We start from the raw sequence: 15,741 nt of genomic DNA, 5'->3' as shown, positions 1-15,741 counted from the left end.
GTACGGGAAACCTAGTGGGCGGGCTTCAGCGGCAGCAGGGCGCTGATGCGGAAGCCGCCGCCCGGGCGCGGCCCCGCGTCCAGGGTGCCGCCGACCATGCCGACGCGCTCGCGCATGCCGATCAGGCCGTGCCCCTGGCCGTCGGCGCCGCCGTCCTCGTACATCTCGTGCGCCGCGCCCCGCCCGTCGTCCTCGACCAGCAGGCCGAGACCGTCGTCGAAGTAGACCAGGCGGACGCTGGCGCCCGCCTCCGGGCCGCCGTGCTTGCGCGTGTTGGTCAGCGCCTCCTGCACGATCCGGTACGCGGTGAGCTCGACGCCGCTGGGCAGCGGGCGCGGGGTGCCCTCGATCTTGAAGTCCACGGTCAGCCCGGCCGTACGCACCTGCTCGACCAGCTCCTCGATCTGCTCGACGTCCGGCTGCGGCACATACTCCCCCGCCTCCCGGTGCTCGCCGGTGCGCAGCACGCCGAGCAGGCGGCGCATCTCGGCGAGCGCCTGGCGGCCGGTCATCGAGATGGTCTCCAGGGCGATCTTCGCCTGGTCGGGCGCGCTCTCCATCACATACGCGGCGCCGTCCGCCTGGACCACCATCACCGAGACGTTGTGGGCGACGACGTCGTGCAGCTCGCGGGCGATCCGGGCGCGCTCGGCGGCGACGGCGACCTTCGCCTGCGCCTCGCGCTCCTTCTCCAGGCGGGCGGCGCGCTCCTCCAGCTGGGCGAAGTACGCCCGGCGGGTGCGCATCGAGTCGCCGAGGACCCAGGCGAGGATGAACGGGACGGTCATCACGACGACGAAGAAGACGGTCTGCCCCGGGCTCACGCCGTTGCCGTCGCCGTTGTCGCTGTAGCCCGGCCAGCGCACCCTCGCGATCACAGCCGCGAGCAGCGAGCCCACCAGGGCGAACCGCGAGGCCCAGCGCTCGCCGACGGCGGCGGCGGTGTAGATCGCGACCAGCATGGCGAAGTCCGACACGTTCGGACTGACGTTCAGGGCGAGCTGGGCCAGCCCCATCAGGGCCGCGAGCACCACCATCTTCTCGGGTGCGCGGCGGCGCAGCGCCACGACGACGCTCAGTCCGATCACGATCAGGAGGGCGGCCGCCGTCGAGCCGTGGCCGACGCCGCCGGAGACGAGCGACATGCCGGAGATCCCGAGGAGGAAGACGGCCCAGAGGGTGTCGACCGCGGTCGGGTGTCTGCGGATGAAGTCGTAGAGGCGCTGCACGTAACCCAGCGTAGGGACGTCGGATCGGTGCAAGGGTCAACCGGAGGGTCGATCCGGGTCGCCGGGGCGTACTCCCCAAGGTGGAGGGAGCCTAGCCTTCTGCTGTGAATCACGAGGTGAGGGACGACACGGCGAGGGGTTCGCAGCCATGGTCCGGCTGGCGGGCGGCGACCGAACGGGCCCTGTACGGTCCCGGCGGCTTCTACCTCCGCCCCGAGGGCCCCGCGGGCCACTTCCGTACCTCCGTCCACGCCTCACCGCTCTTCGCACATGCCGTGGCGCGGCTCCTTCAGGAGGTGGCGGAGGAGCTCGGCGGCGGCGAGGTCGCTTTCGTCGACATGGGCGCGGGGCGCGGGGAGCTCGTGACGGGCGTACTGGCGGCGCTGCCCGCCGGATTCCCCGTAAGGGCGTACGCGGTGGAGCGCGCGGCGCGTCCGCCGGGGCTGGACGGGCAGGTGACCTGGCTCGCCGATCCTCCGGCGGGCGTGCGGGGCCTCCTGTTCGCCAACGAGTGGCTGGACAACGTTCCGGCGGACGTGGCCGAGGCCGACGCGGACGGCGTCCCACGCGAGGTCCTGGTCCGCCCCGACGGCACCGAGCGCCTGGGCGCCCCCGTCTCCGGCGAGGACGCGCGCTGGCTGGAGCGGTGGTGGCCGCTGCGGGAGCCTGGCGAGCGGGCGGAGATCGGGCGTACGCGGGACGCGGCGTGGGCGGGGGTGGTGTCGACGCTGTCGGCGGGGCTCGCGGTCGCGGTGGACTACGGCCATGTGGCGTCCGCGCGGCCCCGGTACGGCAGCCTGACGGGGTTCCGAGCGGGCCGCGAGGTGCCGCCCGTCCCCGACGGCACGTGCGACATCACGTCCCATGTGGCCCTGGACGCGTGCGCGGGGCCGCACGCCGACCTGGTCCCCCAGCGCGAGGCGCTCGCCGCGCTCGGCGTCTCGGGCGCCCGTCCGCCGCTGTCCCTGGCGACGACGGATCCGGCGTCGTACGTCCGGGCGCTGGCGCGGGCGGGGGAGGCGGCGGAGCTGACGGCTCGGGGTGGGCTTGGGGACTTCTTGTGGCTGCGGGAGCGGGTGGGGGTGTGACGGGTGAGTCCGCGGGCCGTCTGTGGCTGCGCGCCGGATTCCCCCACCCCGCCCCTTCCCTAAAGCCCTCAGCCGCGGCGGGTTCTTTGCCTGCGGGGCGGTGGGGGCTGGTCGCGCAGTTCCCCGCGCCCCTGAAAACCCTCGTTCGTCTGCGGGTTGTGGCCGGCTGCTCGCGCAGTTCCCCGCGCCCCTGAAGGACTGTGGCTGAGCTGGGTTCCCCGGCGGCGGCGGACTACCCAGGGGCGCGGGGAACTGCGCGACCAGCCACAGACGGCCCGCAGACGAACGGGGCCCCGGGGCGCAGCCCCGCAACGGGGGCCGGGGGCGCAGCCCCGGGAGACCCGCCTCAGCCGCCCACCCACCCCCGGAGGGTCCAGGTGAAGGGGCGGGGTGGGGAAAACACCCCCCGGCCGGGGATACTGTCGCCCATGACGGAGACCACGGTCGGCATCGGCGGCGCGGCGGAGAGCACCGACATGGTGCTCAACATCGGCCCCCAGCACCCCTCCACCCACGGCGTGCTCCGCCTCCGCCTCGTCCTCGACGGCGAGCGCATCCAGCACGCCGAACCGGTCGTCGGGTACATGCACCGCGGCGCCGAGAAGCTCTTCGAGGCGCGCGACTACCGCCAGATCGTCATGCTCGCCAACCGCCACGACTGGCTCTCCGCGTTCTCCAACGAGCTCGGCGTCGTCATGGCCGTCGAGCGCATGCTCGGCATGGAGGTCCCCGAGCGCGCCGTCTGGACCCGCACGCTCCTCGCCGAGCTGAACCGCGCGCTCAACCACCTGATGTTCCTCGGCTCGTACCCCCTCGAACTGGGCGGAATCACCCCGATCTTCCACGCCTTCCGCGAGCGCGAAGAGCTCCAGCACGTGATGGAGGAGGTCTCCGGCGGACGCATGCACTACATGTTCAACCGCGTCGGCGGCCTCAAGGAGGACCTCCCGCTCGGCTGGCTGGGCCGCGTCCGGGAGGCCGTCGCCGCCGCCAACTCGCGGATGGACGTGTACGACCGGCTCGTCCTCGGCAACGAGATCTTCCGCGGCCGCACCCGCGGCGTCGGCGTCCTGTCCCAGGAGGCCGTGCACGCGTACGGCGTCAGCGGCCCCATCGCCCGCGGCTCCGGCGTCGACTTCGACCTGCGCCGCGACGAGCCGTACCTCGCGTACGGCGAACTCCAGGACACCCTGCGGGTCGTCACCCGCACCGAGGGCGACTGCCTGGCCCGCTTCGAGGTGCTCCTGGAGCAGACGCACAACGCCCTCGAACTCGCCGACGCCTGCCTCGACCGGCTCGCCGAGCTGCCGCCCGGCCCCATCAACCAGCGCCTCCCCAAGGTCCTGAAGGCCCCCGAGGGCCACACCTACGCCTGGACCGAGAACCCGCTGGGCATCAACGGGTACTACCTGGTCAGCAAGGGCGAGAAGACCCCGTACCGGCTCAAGCTCCGCTCGGCCTCGTACAACAACATCCAGGCCCTCACCGAGCTCCTCCCGGGCACGCTGGTCGCCGACATGGTCGCCATCCTGGGCTCGCTCTTCTTCGTCGTGGGCGACATCGACAAGTAGCCCCAGCCGACAGCCGACATACGGAAGGGCCCCGGCGGCAAGCACCGGGGCCCTTCCTCGTACCGCCTGCGCGTTACGAGATCGCCGTCCGCAGCACCGCCACGTCCAGCTGCTCCGTCTCGTCGTGCGCGGTCAGGTCGATGACCTTGCCCACGACCCGCTCGGGGCCGCTGTGCGGCCGCTCGGCCAGGACCTCCTCGCCGACCACGTCGGCCAGGTCCTCCTCGGCGGCCGCCTCTATCGCGGCCTCGACCGCCTCCTTCTCGGCCGCGGTGCCGAAGAAGTCGAAGCTGCCCTCGGGCCGTACGGCGGGGCGGGCGACGTACGGAACCACCGCCGCCGCGACCGGCTTCGGGGCCGCGGGCAGCGCGGGAAGAGCGGCGGACGACGGGCGGACGTGCTCCCCGCTCCCGGCGGCCGCCGAGCGCTTCCCCTGCGGCTCGTCCGCCTCCCGGTCCGCTGGGGCGGCGGGCGACGGAAGCACGCTCTTGGGGGCCTTGGGCGCCGCGGCCCGGGCCTCGGCCGCCCGCGCCGCCGCGCTGCGCGCCTCCTGCGCACGCCGTGCGTACGGCAGGTTCTCCAGCGCCTTGGAGGCCGCCGCATAGGCGGCCGGCGTCGGCGTACTGGCCGCGGTGGGCAGCGCCTTGGGCGCGTGGGCCTCCAGGGCGAGTTGGCGGCGGCCCTCCAGGGCGCTGGCCCGCTCGGTCTCCGCCGTCGCGTACCGCCGCAGCAGGGCCGCGTGCTCGCCGCGCAGCCCGGCCAGCTCCATGCGCTTGGCACGGAGCTTGGCGTCCAGGCGGCCGCGCAGCTCGCGCGACTCCTCCAGGTCCGCCTCCAGTTCGGCGATCCGCTCCTCGGTGCGCCACTGGTCGGCGGCGCGCGAACGGGTCAGCTCGGCGACCCGGCGACCCGCCGCCCGGTCCCAGCCGCGCATCAGCACCGAGCCGGTGACGGCGGCCACCGCGGCGGCCGCGGCCAGGCCCCGCAGTGCCAGGGGCTGATCGAACAGCCAGGCGCCACCGGCGCAGAAGACAGCGGCGCCGGCGACGGCCGACGGCGAGAGGAGCCTGTGCAGAGGAGGGGAATGGCGGTGGCGTCCACGTGGCATGGCCTGAAATTTACCGTGCGTAGACGCGCAATGGAGCCCCAGCCCGCCAATCTCCCGAATCTTCTCGCAACCGTCTTCTACGAGCCCGTCCGCACCCCGTTCGCGAGCCCGTCCCGCGGCCCCGTTTTCGCTACTTCTTGATCAGTCCCTTCGACTGGAGATAGTCCTTCGCGACGTCGGCCGCCTTCGCCCGCTCCGCGTCCACCTTGCGGTTAAGTTCGACGAGATCAGCGGTCGTCAGCGTCTTGGTGAGCTTGGCGAGCGCGTCGGCTATCTCCGGGGCGCCCGCTTCCTTCGCATTGACCACGGGAAGGACGTTGTCCGCGTTCTGGAGCTTCTTGTCGTCCTCCAGGAGCACCAGGCCGTACTGGTCGAGCGTGGCGTCGGTCGTGGTGGTCAGCACCAGCTGGTCGACGCCGTCCTTGACCGCCTGCTTGGCCTGCGGGGTGCCGACGCCCTTGGGGTCGATTCCGCCGACCTCGATGCCGTACTTGGACTTCAGGCCCGGGGCGCAGAAGGGGCGGACCGTGCACTCGTCGCCCGCCGCGATCTTGACCTTGACCTTCGACTTCCCCAGATCCGAAAGGCTCTTGAGGTTGTTCTTGGTGGCGAATTCCTTGGTCACCGCGAACGCGTTCTGATCGACCGCCGCGCCCGCCGGGAGCACCTTGAGACCGCGCGGGGAGGCGAGCTTGGTGAGCTCGGCGACGGTCGCCGCCGCGTCGCTGGAGGCGAGCGGCTTGTCCTTCGCCTTCTCGCCGTTCACCTTGGCGTTGAGGAATTCGGTAAGCGTAGCCGCGTATTCCGGAACGATGTCGATCTCGCCCTTCTCCAGGGCGGGTTCATACAGCTCGCGGTTCTTCACCGTGGTGACCGAGGTGCCGTATCCGGCGTCGCGCAGCACCTGGGAGTAGAGCTCGGCGAGGACGGCGGACTCGGTGAAGCCGGCGGCGCCGACGGTCAGCGAGCCCTTCTTGCCGCCCCCGCCGCTACTCGCGCCGCCCGTACTGCCCTTGTCCTTGTCCTTCTCCAGGCTGTCGCCGCCGCACGCGGCCAGCGACCCGGCCAGCGCCAGCGTGCCCAGTACCGCACCGGCCGTGCGCAGGATCTTGCTCATGAACGTCCACCATCCGAGAGTCGGCGATTGCGAAAGGGAGTTACGGGGTCGTGCCCTGCGCGCGGCGGTGGCGCAGCGGGCTGAACAGCCGGTCGGCCACCACCAGCACGCCCTCGACCAGCAACGCGAGCAGCGCGGCGAGGATCGCCCCCGCGACCACCTGCGGTGTGTTGTACGTGGCGAACCCGGCCGTGATGATCCGGCCGAGGCCCCCGAGCCCCACCATGGAGGCGATCGTCGCCGTCGCCACCACCTGCACCGCGGCCGACCGCACCCCGATCATGATCAGCGGGTAGGCGAGCGGCAGCTCGACCCGGGCGAACAGCTGGCCGCCCGACATCCCCATCCCGCGCGCGGCCTCCACCACCGACCGGTCGACCTCGCGCATGCCCACGTACGCGTTGGTCAGCAGCGGCGGCACCGCGAAGAGCACCAGCGCGATGATCGTCGGCAGGTACCCCTCCTTGCGCAGCGGGGTGAGCATCAGCAGGGCGAGCACCGCGAAGACGGGCACCGCCCGGCCCACGTTGGACAGGTTGACCGCGAGCGCCCCGCCCCGCCCGATGTGCCCGAGCCACAGCGCCAGCGGCAGCGCGATGGCGCAGGCCACCAGGAGCGCGACACCGCTCACGTACGCGTGCTCGGCCAGGCGGTGCCAGGCGCCGTCCTCGCCCGACCAGTTGGACCCCGTCGTCAGCCAGGTCCAGGCGTCGGCCATGACCCCCATCAGCGCGCCCCCGCCGTCGTGCGTATGCGTGTCCACGGGGTGAGCAGGCGCTGGAGGCCGAGCAGCAGCAGGTCCGCCACGAGCGCGAGCAGCACGCACAGCACGGAGGCGGTGAGCACCTGCGCCTTGAACGTGGACTGCACGCCGTCGCCTATGAGGTTGCCCAGGCCGCCCTTGCCGACCACCGAGCCGACCGTGGTCAGCGCCACCGTCGACACCGTCGCGATGCGCACGCCGGCCAGCAGCGCGGGCAGCGCCAGCGGCAGCTCGACCTCGAACAGCAGCCGTATCCTTCCGTACCCCATTCCCCGGGCCGCTTCGCGGACTTCGGCGGGGACGGCTTCGAGGCCGGCCAGGATGTTCCGCACCAGGATCGTCAGCGAATAGAGCACCAGCCCGGTCACGACCAGCGACGCGGAGAGCCCGAACACCGGCAGGAGCAGCGAGAACATCGCCAGCGACGGCACCGTGTAGAGCACGGTCGTCAGGGTCAGGACCGCGCCCGCGACCGCCTTGCGCCCGCGCGCGAGCAGCGCCAGCGGAAAGGCGATCAGCAGCCCGATCAGCACCGAGACCACGGTGATCCAGATGTGCTGGACCGTGGCGTCGGTCAGTTCCTGGCTGCGGGAGTGCACGTACTCCCAGCAGATCCAGTCGTTGCGCACCAGGCAGTTCTGCGCGCTCACCGTGCCCCACCTCCCCCGCCGGATCCCATGAGTCCCCCTGCCGAACGTCTGTCTGGCGACCCTAACCCCCACCACTGACAATCGCCGAGGGCCGGTGGGGGGATCCCCGCAATCGCACACAGAGCGGCAACATGGGGTTCACACAGCCACGGTCACCACCGGCGACAATGGGGAACCATGATCCGATTCGAGCACGTCACCAAGCGGTACGCCGACGGCACCAAGGCCGTCGACGACCTCTCCTTCGAGGTCGCCGAGGGAGAACTGGTCACGCTCGTCGGGCCGTCCGGCTGCGGCAAGACCACCACGATGAAGATGGTGAACCGGCTGATCGAGCCCACCGAGGGTCGGATATTCCTGGACGGTGAGGACATATCCACCGTCGATCCGGTCCAACTGCGGCGCCGCATCGGCTATGTCATCCAGCAGGTCGGGCTCTTCCCGCACAAGACGGTCCTGGAGAACACCGCGACCGTCCCGCACCTGCTCGGCGTCAAGCGCGCCAAGGCCCGTGAGCGCGCGGCCGAACTGCTCGACCTGGTCGGCCTCGACCCGAAGGTCCACGGGTCGCGCTACCCCGAGCAGCTCTCCGGCGGGCAGCGCCAACGGGTGGGCGTGGCACGGGCGTTGGCGGCCGACCCGCCGGTGCTGCTGATGGACGAGCCGTTCGGCGCGGTGGACCCGGTGGTGCGCGAGCGGCTCCAGAACGAGTTCCTCAAGCTCCAGTCGCAGGTCCGCAAGACGGTGCTGTTCGTCACTCACGACATCGAGGAGGCGGTCCGCCTCGGCGACCGCATCGCGGTGTACGGGCAGGGGCGCATCGAGCAGTTGGACGCCCCGGCGGCCGTCCTCGGCACCCCGGCGACCCCGTACGTCGCGGACTTCGTCGGCGCCGACCGGGGCCTGAAGCGCCTCTCGGTGACCCCCATCGAGGAGGGCGACCTGGAGCAGCCGCCGGTGGTGCGGCTCGACGACCCGCTCCCCCGTGATCTCGGCGCCCCCTGGGCGGTCGTCCTGGACGCCGCCGGGGACCTGCACGGCTGGATCTCCGCCGAGAAGGCCGCGCAGGCCGGCGCGGGGACCGGCAAGGCGACCGTCCGCGAGCACGCCCGCCGGATGGAGGCCTGGCTGCCGCTCGGCGCCTCCCTCAAGCAGGCCTTCGCGACAATGCTCCAGCACGACGCGGGGTGGATCGCGGTCATCGACCACGAGGGGACGGGCCGCTTCCTCGGCGTGCTCACCCCGGCCCGCCTCCATGAGGCGCTGCGCCGCTCGATCGACGCGGACGCCCAGGCCGTCCCCCGTACCGAAGTGGAAGTGGAATCGATCAGTTCGCGCTGAGGCGGCTGCTGATCCACTCCAGGACCGGCGGTATCTCCCGCCGCCAGGTGTTGAAGTTGTGCCCGCCGCTGTCGAGCGTGATCGACGAGACGCGCGCGGGCGACTTCACCTTCTCGATGAACTTCAGCGTCGGCTTGAGGTTGTCCTCGCCCGACTTGGAGCTGGTGACCAGGAACGAGGACTTGGCCGGGGCCACGTGGTCGAGCGACCACAGCAGGTTGGAACGATTCTTCGCGGCCTTGTCGCCATGGAAGAGATCACCGGTGGTCGGGTCGCTCGCGGCCTTGTAGTACGCCGAGAGGCCGGCGCTGGCGCCGAAGGTCTCCGGGTGGTGGATGCCGATCTTCAGCGCGCAGTAGCCGCCGGTCGAGTTCCCGATGAAGCCCCAGTTCTGCGGCTTGGTGCCGACCCGGTAGGTCTGGGAGACGGCCTTGGGCAGGTCCTTGGCGAAGAAGGTCTCGGTCTGCGGGCCGCCCGGGATGTCCACGCACTCGGTGTCGCGCGGCGGCGCCACGGTCGGGCGCATCATCACGAGGATCATGGGCTGCGCCTTCTTCTGCTTGACCTGCGCCCACGCCGTCTTCGGGTACCTCAGCCCTTTGATCAGGTTCTCCGCGGTGCCCGGGTAGCCGGTGAGCACCACGGCCGCCGGGAACTTCTGGTTCTCGTACTTCTTCTGGAAGTACTCGGGGGGCAGATAGACGTAGGCGGGGCTGGCTATTTTGGAGCGCTGGCCCTGGACGACCACCTTCTGGATCTCACCCCCCGCCGCGGGGTTCCCGGCACCGGGGGTGTCGGGCTTCTGCTTCCCCGTGACCTTGATGTCCTTGCTTCCGGCGGAGTGGTCGACGACCACGCCCATGCCGTTCTCCTGGCCGAACAGGTCCGCCCACGAGCCGTAGAAGAGGAAGGAGTTGTTGGCCGCGAGGCCCACCGAGGCGAAGAGCATCAGCTGAGTGCCGAGGAGCAGGCCGATCCGGCCCAGAACGGCTCGCCAGCTGCGCTTGGCCAGCTTCGGCCAGAGCCAGACGGTGAGCGCGAACAGCACTACCGCCAGAACGACGGCGAGCGCCAGAACCTTGTTGCTCGTGAGACCCATGAGTCGTCGAAACTTTCTGACTGAGATTTTCCTGAGGCCGAGGGAACCCGCCCCCGGGAAGTGCCGTCCTAGAGGGCGCAAATTGTCCGGAACACAGCGGCGACCTTGTCACTGTGGCGGACAACAGAATCTCTCGCGGAGTCACGGGAAGCGATGTCTGTCAGGATAGATGGGGACAAAAAGGGTTCGGTTCCGGCCGGGGCGCGCAAAGTCCTCCGGGGACCGCGCCCCGAGACGGTACCTTCACTGGTCGGCACGGCCGCGACGTTCGTCGGCCTGCTCAACATCGCCGCCGGCATCTTCCCGCGCTTCCGCGCCAGCCGGATGCACGCCGTCACCGAGGTCCTGCCGGGTACGACGGGCCCCTTCGCGGCGGCCCTCGCCCTCAGCACCGGCGTCCTGCTGCTGCTCCTGGCGCACGGCCTGAAGCGGCGCAAGCGGCGGGCCTGGCGGGCCGCGGTCGCCCTGCTGCCGATCGGCGCGGTGGCCCAGTTCCTCTACCGGCACTCGGTCGTCGGCGTACTGATCTCGATCGCCCTGCTGGTGCTGCTGGTCAGGCACCGCAGCGAGTTCACCGCGCTGCCCGACCCGCGCAGCCGCTGGAAGGCGCTGGCCAACTTCATCCTGCTCGGCTCCGGTTCGCTGGGCCTGGGCCTGGTGATCGTCTCGGTCCACCCGGGCCGGGTCGTCGGCAACCCGTCGATCGCCGACCGCATCCAGCACGTGATGTACGGCCTGTTCGGCTTCGAGGGCCCCGTCGAGTACGCGGGCGACACCAGCTGGACCGTCGCCTATTCGCTGGGCGCGCTCGGCCTGCTGACCGCGATCACCACCATCTACCTGGCCTTCCGCCCGGAGCACCCGGCGGCCCGGCTCACCGAGGACGACGAGCGCCAGCTGCGCGACCTGCTCGCCAAGCACGGCGCCCGCGACTCGCTCGGCCACTTCGCGCTCCGCCGCGACAAGGCGGTCGTCTTCTCCCCCAGCGGCAAGGCGGCCGTCACCTACCGCGTGGTCTCCGGTGTGATGCTCGCCTCGGGCGACCCGATCGGCGACGTCGAGGCCTGGCCCGGCGCCATCGAGCGGTTCATGGACGAGGCCAAGGCCCACTCCTGGACCCCGGCCGTGGTCGGCTGCTCGGAGACGGGCGGCGAGGTGTGGACCCGCGAGACCGGGCTCGACGCCCTGGAACTGGGCGACGAGGCGGTGGTGGACGCCGCGGATTTCTCCCTTTCCGGGCGCGCCATGCGGAACGTACGCCAGATGGTCAAGCGCATCGAGCGCAATGGCTACGAAACCCGCGTACGGCGCGTCCGTGATCTCTCCGTAGGTGAGCTGGAACGGATTCAGCGGGCCGCCGAGGCCTGGCGCGGCACCGACACCGAGCGCGGCTTCTCCATGGCGCTGGGGCGGATCGGCGACCCGGGCGACGGCGACTGCGTGATCGCCACCGCCCACAAGGCCGACGACGACGGCTCGGGCGAGCCGGGCCCGTACGGCGACCTCAAGGCAATGATTCACTTCGTCCCCTGGGGAACCGACGGAATGTCGCTGGAGCTGATGCGCCGCGACCGCTCCGCCGACCCGGGTATGAACGAGCTGCTGATCGTCGCCGCCCTCCAGGCGGCGCCCAAGATCGGCATCGAACACGTCTCCCTGAACTTCGCGATGTTCCGCTCGGCCCTCGCGCGCGGCGAGAAGATCGGCGCCGGCCCGGTGCTGCGGCTCTGGCGCGGACTGCTGGTGTTCCTGTCGCGCTGGTTCCAGATTGAGTCGCTGTACAAGTTCAACGCAAAGTTCCAGCCACGCTGGGAGCCGCGCTTCATGGTCTACCGGGCCCACGGCGACCTGCCGCGCATCGGCTTCGCGGTGATGCAGGCGGAGGGCTTCGTCAACGTCGCCCTGCCCCGCCCCTTCACCCGCTTCAGCCGCTCCCACCGCCAGCGCCCGTGCGCCCACCTGAAGGCGCCGGAGGGCGAGAGAGCGGTAAGGGCGGCGTAGCGACGCGGGAGGCGCCCCGTAAGGGGCGCGGGGAACTGCGCGACCAGCCACGCACGGTCCGCAGCCAATAGACGTCAAAAAGAGGGGCCCGGGGAAAATCCCCGGGCCCTTTCCGCATCACGCGGAGACGCTCTCCTCAGCCTTGTCCACAGCAGCCTCCGGCTGCCCCGGCTGCTCCGGCTCGGCCGCCCGCCGGTCGGAGTGCAGCCCGACCAGAGCAACCAGAACGACCAGCAGGAACGCACCCCCCGCAAGCGCGAAGCTCAGCGTGAACTGGCTCTCCTGCGGCAGCGGCGGCACCCCCGCGGGCAGGTGCTCGATCGTCTTGGACGCGAGCAGCGACGTGATCACCGCACTGGCGATCGCGCTGCCGACCGACCGCGAGATCGAGTTGATCCCGTTGGCGATACCCGTCTGGTGGTGCGGGACGCTCGCCACGATCAGCGCGGGCATCGCCGCGTAACCGAAGCTGATGGCGACACCGATCACCATGCCGGCCAGGATCACCGAGGCGCTGGAGTCGTGCGCGCCGGTCAGCCAGGCGAAGCCGATGACACCGAACGCGGCACCGGCCGTCAGCGTGAAGCGGGCGCCGATGCGGCGGACCAGCATGCCGCCGATCTGGGCCGCGAGGAGCGACATGATCGTGGTGGGCAGCAGGTACTCGACGGAGGCGCGCAGCACCGACGCGGTGAAGCCGTAACCGGTGACCTTCTCCGGCATCTGTACCAGGTACGAGACGCCGATGAACTGCGAGAACATCGCGAAGCCGAGCAGCAGACCGGCCAGGTTGGTGAAGAGCACCGGGCGGTGGGCGAACATCTTCATGTCCACCATGGGCGCCTTGACCTTGCGCTCGACCAGGACCCAGACCGCGGCCATGACGACGGAGGCGACGAACAGGCCGAGGGTGCGGACCGAGGTCCAGCCCCACTCGTGGCCCTGCGAGATCGGCAGCAGCAGAAGGACCAGGACGGCGGCCAGCGTCGCGGCGCCGAACCAGTCGGTGCGCCCGCCGGGCTTGTGGCGCGAGGCCGGGACGCCCACGACGACGCCGACCAGGGCGACGACGGCGAGCACGGCGGCCAGCCAGAAGACGCGGTGGTAGTCGGGGTTGTCGCCCTGGGTCAGCAGGCCCGCGCCCACCAGGGCGAGGCCGCTGCCGAACGCCAGGGTGCCGCTGACCAGCGCCATCGCGCCGTGCAGCTTCTCCGGGCGGATCTCCTCGCGCAGCACCGAGAGGGCCAGCGGGAAGATCGCGGTGGCGGCGCCCTGCATGACCCGGCCGACGATCAGCCAGAGCAGCGAGCTGGTGGTGGCCGCGAGGACCGAGCCCGCGACCATCAGCACCAGGACGCCTATGAGCGTGGGCTTCTTGCCGTGCATGTCGCCGAAGCGGCCGAGCAGCGGGGTGAAGACGGCGGCGGAGAGGAGGGTCGCGGTGGTGACCCAGCTGACGTTGGCGGTGGAGGTGCCGAGGTCGTTCTGGATGATGCCGAGGATCGGCACGACCAGGGTCTGCATCATCGAGACGACCATGGCGGCCAGCCCGAGGACCAGGACGAGCGCGGGGCCGCCGGTGGGGCGCGTGGGCGCCACGTGATGTGTGGGAGTCACGGTTTCTTCCGTAGGAGTCCGTAGGGAGGGGTTCGCCCGAGGTCTTCGATCCTTGACAGATGCTTGACTACCTCAAGTGCTTGATTACCCCAAGCAACTAGACTGACGGTAAACCTCAAAGGTTGAGATCGTCAAGTTTCTCGCGGTAAGGTGGCGTCATGTCTGGAACCAGCCGCCCGGCCGCCGTGACCGACGCCGTCACGAACGACGCGCTCATGGACGCCCTCTGGGACTCCCTGGCGGACTACTACGGCGACTTCACCGCGGCCGCCGCCGAGGCCGGCCTCACCGCCAGCCAGGCCAAGGCCCTCACCGTGCTGCGCCGGGGCCCCGCCGCGATGCGCTCGCTCGCCACCACGCTCCACTGCGACGCCTCCAACATCACCGGCATCGTGGACCGCCTCGAAACCCGGGGCCTGGTCCGCCGCGAGCCCAGCCCCACCGACCGCCGCGTGAAGAACGTCCTGCTCACCGACGACGGCGTCCGCACCGTCGAATCGATCCGCGCGGGCATGCACGGCACCCACAGCGCCCTGGACGCCCTGGCGGACGCCGACCGCGGCGCCCTCCACGAACTTCTGCGCCGCCTGTTCGCCGGCCCCGCCGCCCGCCCGGGCCCCGGCCCGCGGGCCCTCGGCTGACGTACGGCAGGGGCCGGGCGGACGTCTGGTCCGAGCACCGGCGGCTGACGCCTACGCTGGACGTATGAGTACGTTGCGCCGACGGGGCACGGTGACCGGACTGCCCGAGTGGGACCGCTGTGCGGTCATGGGCGTGGTCAACGTCACGCCCGACTCCTTCTCCGACGGCGGCCGCTGGTTCGACACCGCCGCCGCCGTCAAGCACGGCCTCGACCTCGTCGCCGAGGGCGCCGACCTGGTGGACGTCGGCGGCGAGTCCACCCGCCCCGGCGCCTCCCGCGTCGACGAGGACGAGGAGCTGCGCCGCGTCGTCCCCGTGGTGCGGGGCCTCGCCTCCGAAGGCGTCACCGTCTCCGTCGACACCATGCGCGCCTCCGTCGCCGAACAGGCCGTCGCGGCGGGCGCGTTGCTGGTCAACGACGTCAGCGGCGGCCTCGCCGACCCCCGCATGATCCCCGTGGTGGCCGCCACCGAGGCCCCCTTCGTCGTCATGCACTGGCGCGGCTTCAGCCAGGACATGAACAGCCGCGCGGTGTACGCGGACGTGGTCGGCGAAGTCGTCGCCGAGCTCCACGCGCGCGTGGAGGCCGTCGTCGCCGGCGGCATCGCCCCCGAGCGCATCGTCATCGACCCCGGCCTGGGCTTCGCCAAGCAGGCCGAACACGACCTCGCGCTCGTCGCCCACCTGGCCGAGCTGGGCGCCCTGGGCCGCCCCCTGCTCGTCGCCGCCTCCCGCAAGCGGTTCCTGGGCCACGTCCTCGCCGGGGACGGCTCCGGCCCGCCCCCCGCCCGCGAACGGGACGCCGCCACGGCCGCCGTCTCCGCCATCGCCGCCCACGAGGGCGCCTGGGCGGTCCGGGTCCACGAGGTCCGCGCGACCGCCGACGCCGTACGCGTCGCGCGCGCGGTCGAAGGCGCGGCGGGCGGCCCGGCCCGGCCCGGCGAGGGGACCGCGTGACGGCCCGCACCGACGTCGAGGCCGTCGAGCTGGCCAACACCGCGTTCTACGAGACGCTGGAGCGCGGCGACTTCGACGAGCTCTCCGAGCTCTGGCTGAGCGCCACCGACGCCGGCGACACCTCGATCTCCTGCGTCCACCCCGGCTGGCCGGTCCTCTCCGGCCGCGGCGAGGTGCTCCGCTCGTACGCGCTGATCATGGCGAACACGGAGTACATCCAGTTCTTCCTCACCGACGTGAAGGTCGTCGTCCTCACCGACACCGCCCTGGTCACCTGCACCGAGAACATCCTCAGCGGCGGCCCCGCCCAGGAGAGCGGCGAGCTCGGCCCGCTGGTGGGACAGCTCGTGGTCGCCACCAATGTGTTCCGCCGCACACCCGAGGGCTGGAAGCTCTGGTCCCACCACGGCTCCCCCGTCCTGGCCGAAACAGGCGACGACGAGGGTTCCGAGGGCTGAAGCCCGGGCTGCCGGCGGTTGAAGACCCGGATCCGGAGGATTGAAACAGGGGGCTCGGGGTAGGGGCGGGTACCAGTCCCGACGCCGTCTGTCCATAGCC

Annotated in this window: 14 protein-coding genes; 7 read left to right on the top strand and 7 right to left on the bottom strand. The window is 71.5% G+C overall.

Features of this window, described 5'->3' with window-relative positions; genetic code table 11:
* Window positions 1–11 precede the first annotated feature (11 nt).
* Entirely contained in the window at window positions 12–1,229 is a 1,218-nt protein-coding gene (locus BX283_RS23020; protein ID WP_101389419.1) for a sensor histidine kinase, read from the bottom strand.
* A 104-nt stretch (window positions 1,230–1,333) separates the two neighbouring features.
* Here BX283_RS23020 and BX283_RS23015 point away from each other — a divergent pair, with 104 nt between their 5' ends.
* Both BX283_RS23015 and BX283_RS23010 read left to right on the top strand, forming a co-directional pair.
* Window positions 1,334–2,317 carry an SAM-dependent methyltransferase gene (locus BX283_RS23015; RefSeq protein WP_101389418.1) on the top strand — a complete coding sequence of 328 codons (984 nt, stop codon included), beginning with the start codon at window positions 1,334–1,336 and terminating at the stop codon, window positions 2,315–2,317.
* Window positions 2,318–2,745: 428 nt separating this feature from the next.
* The gene (locus BX283_RS23010) at window positions 2,746–3,888 is read left to right on the top strand and encodes an NADH-quinone oxidoreductase subunit D (RefSeq protein ID WP_101389417.1); all 1,143 of its coding nucleotides are present in this window, start codon (window positions 2,746–2,748) and stop codon (window positions 3,886–3,888) included.
* 73 nt (window positions 3,889–3,961) lie between these two features.
* Here BX283_RS23010 and BX283_RS23005 read toward each other — a convergent pair whose 3' ends face one another.
* The 4 genes from BX283_RS23005 to BX283_RS22990 all read right to left on the bottom strand — a co-directional run bounded on the left by BX283_RS23005 (window position 3,962) and on the right by BX283_RS22990 (window position 7,526).
* On the bottom strand, window positions 3,962–4,996 hold the full coding sequence (locus BX283_RS23005; protein WP_101389416.1) for a hypothetical protein: 1,035 nt from the start codon (window positions 4,994–4,996) through the stop codon (window positions 3,962–3,964).
* A 130-nt stretch (window positions 4,997–5,126) separates the two neighbouring features.
* A complete protein-coding gene (locus BX283_RS23000; protein ID WP_101389415.1) occupies window positions 5,127–6,113 on the bottom strand; it encodes an ABC transporter substrate-binding protein in 987 nt (328 codons plus the stop codon).
* Window positions 6,114–6,153: 40 nt separating this feature from the next.
* Window positions 6,154–6,840, bottom strand: coding sequence for an ABC transporter permease (locus BX283_RS22995; RefSeq protein ID WP_101389414.1), 687 nt, complete (start codon window positions 6,838–6,840; stop codon window positions 6,154–6,156).
* Window positions 6,840–7,526, bottom strand: a complete 687-nt coding sequence (locus BX283_RS22990; protein ID WP_101389413.1) for an ABC transporter permease — start codon at window positions 7,524–7,526, stop codon at window positions 6,840–6,842. The genes BX283_RS22995 and BX283_RS22990 overlap by 1 nt, the downstream gene beginning before the upstream one ends.
* Before the next feature lie 177 nt (window positions 7,527–7,703).
* Between BX283_RS22990 and BX283_RS22985 the strand changes: the two genes are divergently transcribed.
* Window positions 7,704–8,867: an ABC transporter ATP-binding protein gene (locus BX283_RS22985; RefSeq protein WP_101389412.1), complete on the top strand. Its 1,164-nt coding sequence runs from the start codon at window positions 7,704–7,706 to the stop codon at window positions 8,865–8,867.
* Here BX283_RS22985 and BX283_RS22980 read toward each other — a convergent pair.
* Complete coding sequence (locus tag BX283_RS22980) at window positions 8,854–9,966, bottom strand: esterase family protein (protein ID WP_101389411.1); 1,113 nt, start codon at window positions 9,964–9,966, stop codon at window positions 8,854–8,856. The two genes, BX283_RS22985 and BX283_RS22980, sit on opposite strands and share 14 nt — an antisense overlap.
* A gap of 153 nt (window positions 9,967–10,119) precedes the next feature.
* On the opposite strand from BX283_RS22980, the gene BX283_RS22975 reads away from it, so the two are divergent.
* The gene (locus BX283_RS22975; RefSeq protein WP_101389410.1) at window positions 10,120–11,967 is read left to right on the top strand and encodes a phosphatidylglycerol lysyltransferase domain-containing protein; all 1,848 of its coding nucleotides are present in this window, start codon (window positions 10,120–10,122) and stop codon (window positions 11,965–11,967) included.
* A gap of 117 nt (window positions 11,968–12,084) precedes the next feature.
* On the opposite strand, the gene BX283_RS22970 is transcribed toward BX283_RS22975, so the two are convergent.
* On the bottom strand, window positions 12,085–13,584 hold the full coding sequence (locus BX283_RS22970; protein WP_373979280.1) for an MFS transporter: 1,500 nt from the start codon (window positions 13,582–13,584) through the stop codon (window positions 12,085–12,087).
* 158 nt (window positions 13,585–13,742) lie between these two features.
* Here BX283_RS22970 and BX283_RS22965 point away from each other — a divergent pair, with 158 nt between their 5' ends.
* The 3 genes from BX283_RS22965 to BX283_RS22955 all read left to right on the top strand — a co-directional run bounded on the left by BX283_RS22965 (window position 13,743) and on the right by BX283_RS22955 (window position 15,641).
* Window positions 13,743–14,225, top strand: coding sequence for a MarR family winged helix-turn-helix transcriptional regulator (locus BX283_RS22965; RefSeq protein ID WP_257583597.1), 483 nt, complete (start codon window positions 13,743–13,745; stop codon window positions 14,223–14,225).
* A 64-nt stretch (window positions 14,226–14,289) separates the two neighbouring features.
* Window positions 14,290–15,183 carry a dihydropteroate synthase gene (folP, locus tag BX283_RS22960; RefSeq protein WP_101389409.1) on the top strand — a complete coding sequence of 298 codons (894 nt, stop codon included), beginning with the start codon at window positions 14,290–14,292 and terminating at the stop codon, window positions 15,181–15,183.
* On the top strand, window positions 15,180–15,641 hold the full coding sequence (locus BX283_RS22955; RefSeq protein WP_101389408.1) for a nuclear transport factor 2 family protein: 462 nt from the start codon (window positions 15,180–15,182) through the stop codon (window positions 15,639–15,641). Before folP ends, BX283_RS22955 begins: the two co-directional genes overlap by 4 nt.
* Window positions 15,642–15,741 lie beyond the last annotated feature (100 nt).

The sequence above is a fragment of the Streptomyces sp. TLI_146 genome, from assembly GCF_002846415.1.
Classification (GTDB): domain Bacteria; phylum Actinomycetota; class Actinomycetes; order Streptomycetales; family Streptomycetaceae; genus Streptomyces.
This window is presented reverse-complemented; position numbering and strand designations above follow the sequence as displayed.

Excerpts from the sequence above, each read along its gene's own strand:
- BX283_RS23000 (WP_101389415.1), bottom strand. The coding sequence starts at position 6,113 with ATGAGCAAGATCCTGCGCACGGCCGGTGCGGTACTGGGCACGCTGGCG.
- BX283_RS23005 (WP_101389416.1), bottom strand. The coding sequence starts at position 4,996 with ATGCCACGTGGACGCCACCGCCATTCCCCTCCTCTGCACAGGCTCCTC.
- BX283_RS22975 (WP_101389410.1), top strand. The coding sequence starts at position 10,120 with ATGTCTGTCAGGATAGATGGGGACAAAAAGGGTTCGGTTCCGGCCGGG.
- BX283_RS22985 (WP_101389412.1), top strand. The coding sequence starts at position 7,704 with ATGATCCGATTCGAGCACGTCACCAAGCGGTACGCCGACGGCACCAAG.
- BX283_RS22980 (WP_101389411.1), bottom strand. The coding sequence starts at position 9,966 with ATGGGTCTCACGAGCAACAAGGTTCTGGCGCTCGCCGTCGTTCTGGCG.
- BX283_RS22995 (WP_101389414.1), bottom strand. The coding sequence starts at position 6,840 with ATGGGGGTCATGGCCGACGCCTGGACCTGGCTGACGACGGGGTCCAAC.
- folP (WP_101389409.1), top strand. The coding sequence starts at position 14,290 with ATGAGTACGTTGCGCCGACGGGGCACGGTGACCGGACTGCCCGAGTGG.
- BX283_RS23010 (WP_101389417.1), top strand. The coding sequence starts at position 2,746 with ATGACGGAGACCACGGTCGGCATCGGCGGCGCGGCGGAGAGCACCGAC.
- BX283_RS22965 (WP_257583597.1), top strand. The coding sequence starts at position 13,743 with ATGTCTGGAACCAGCCGCCCGGCCGCCGTGACCGACGCCGTCACGAAC.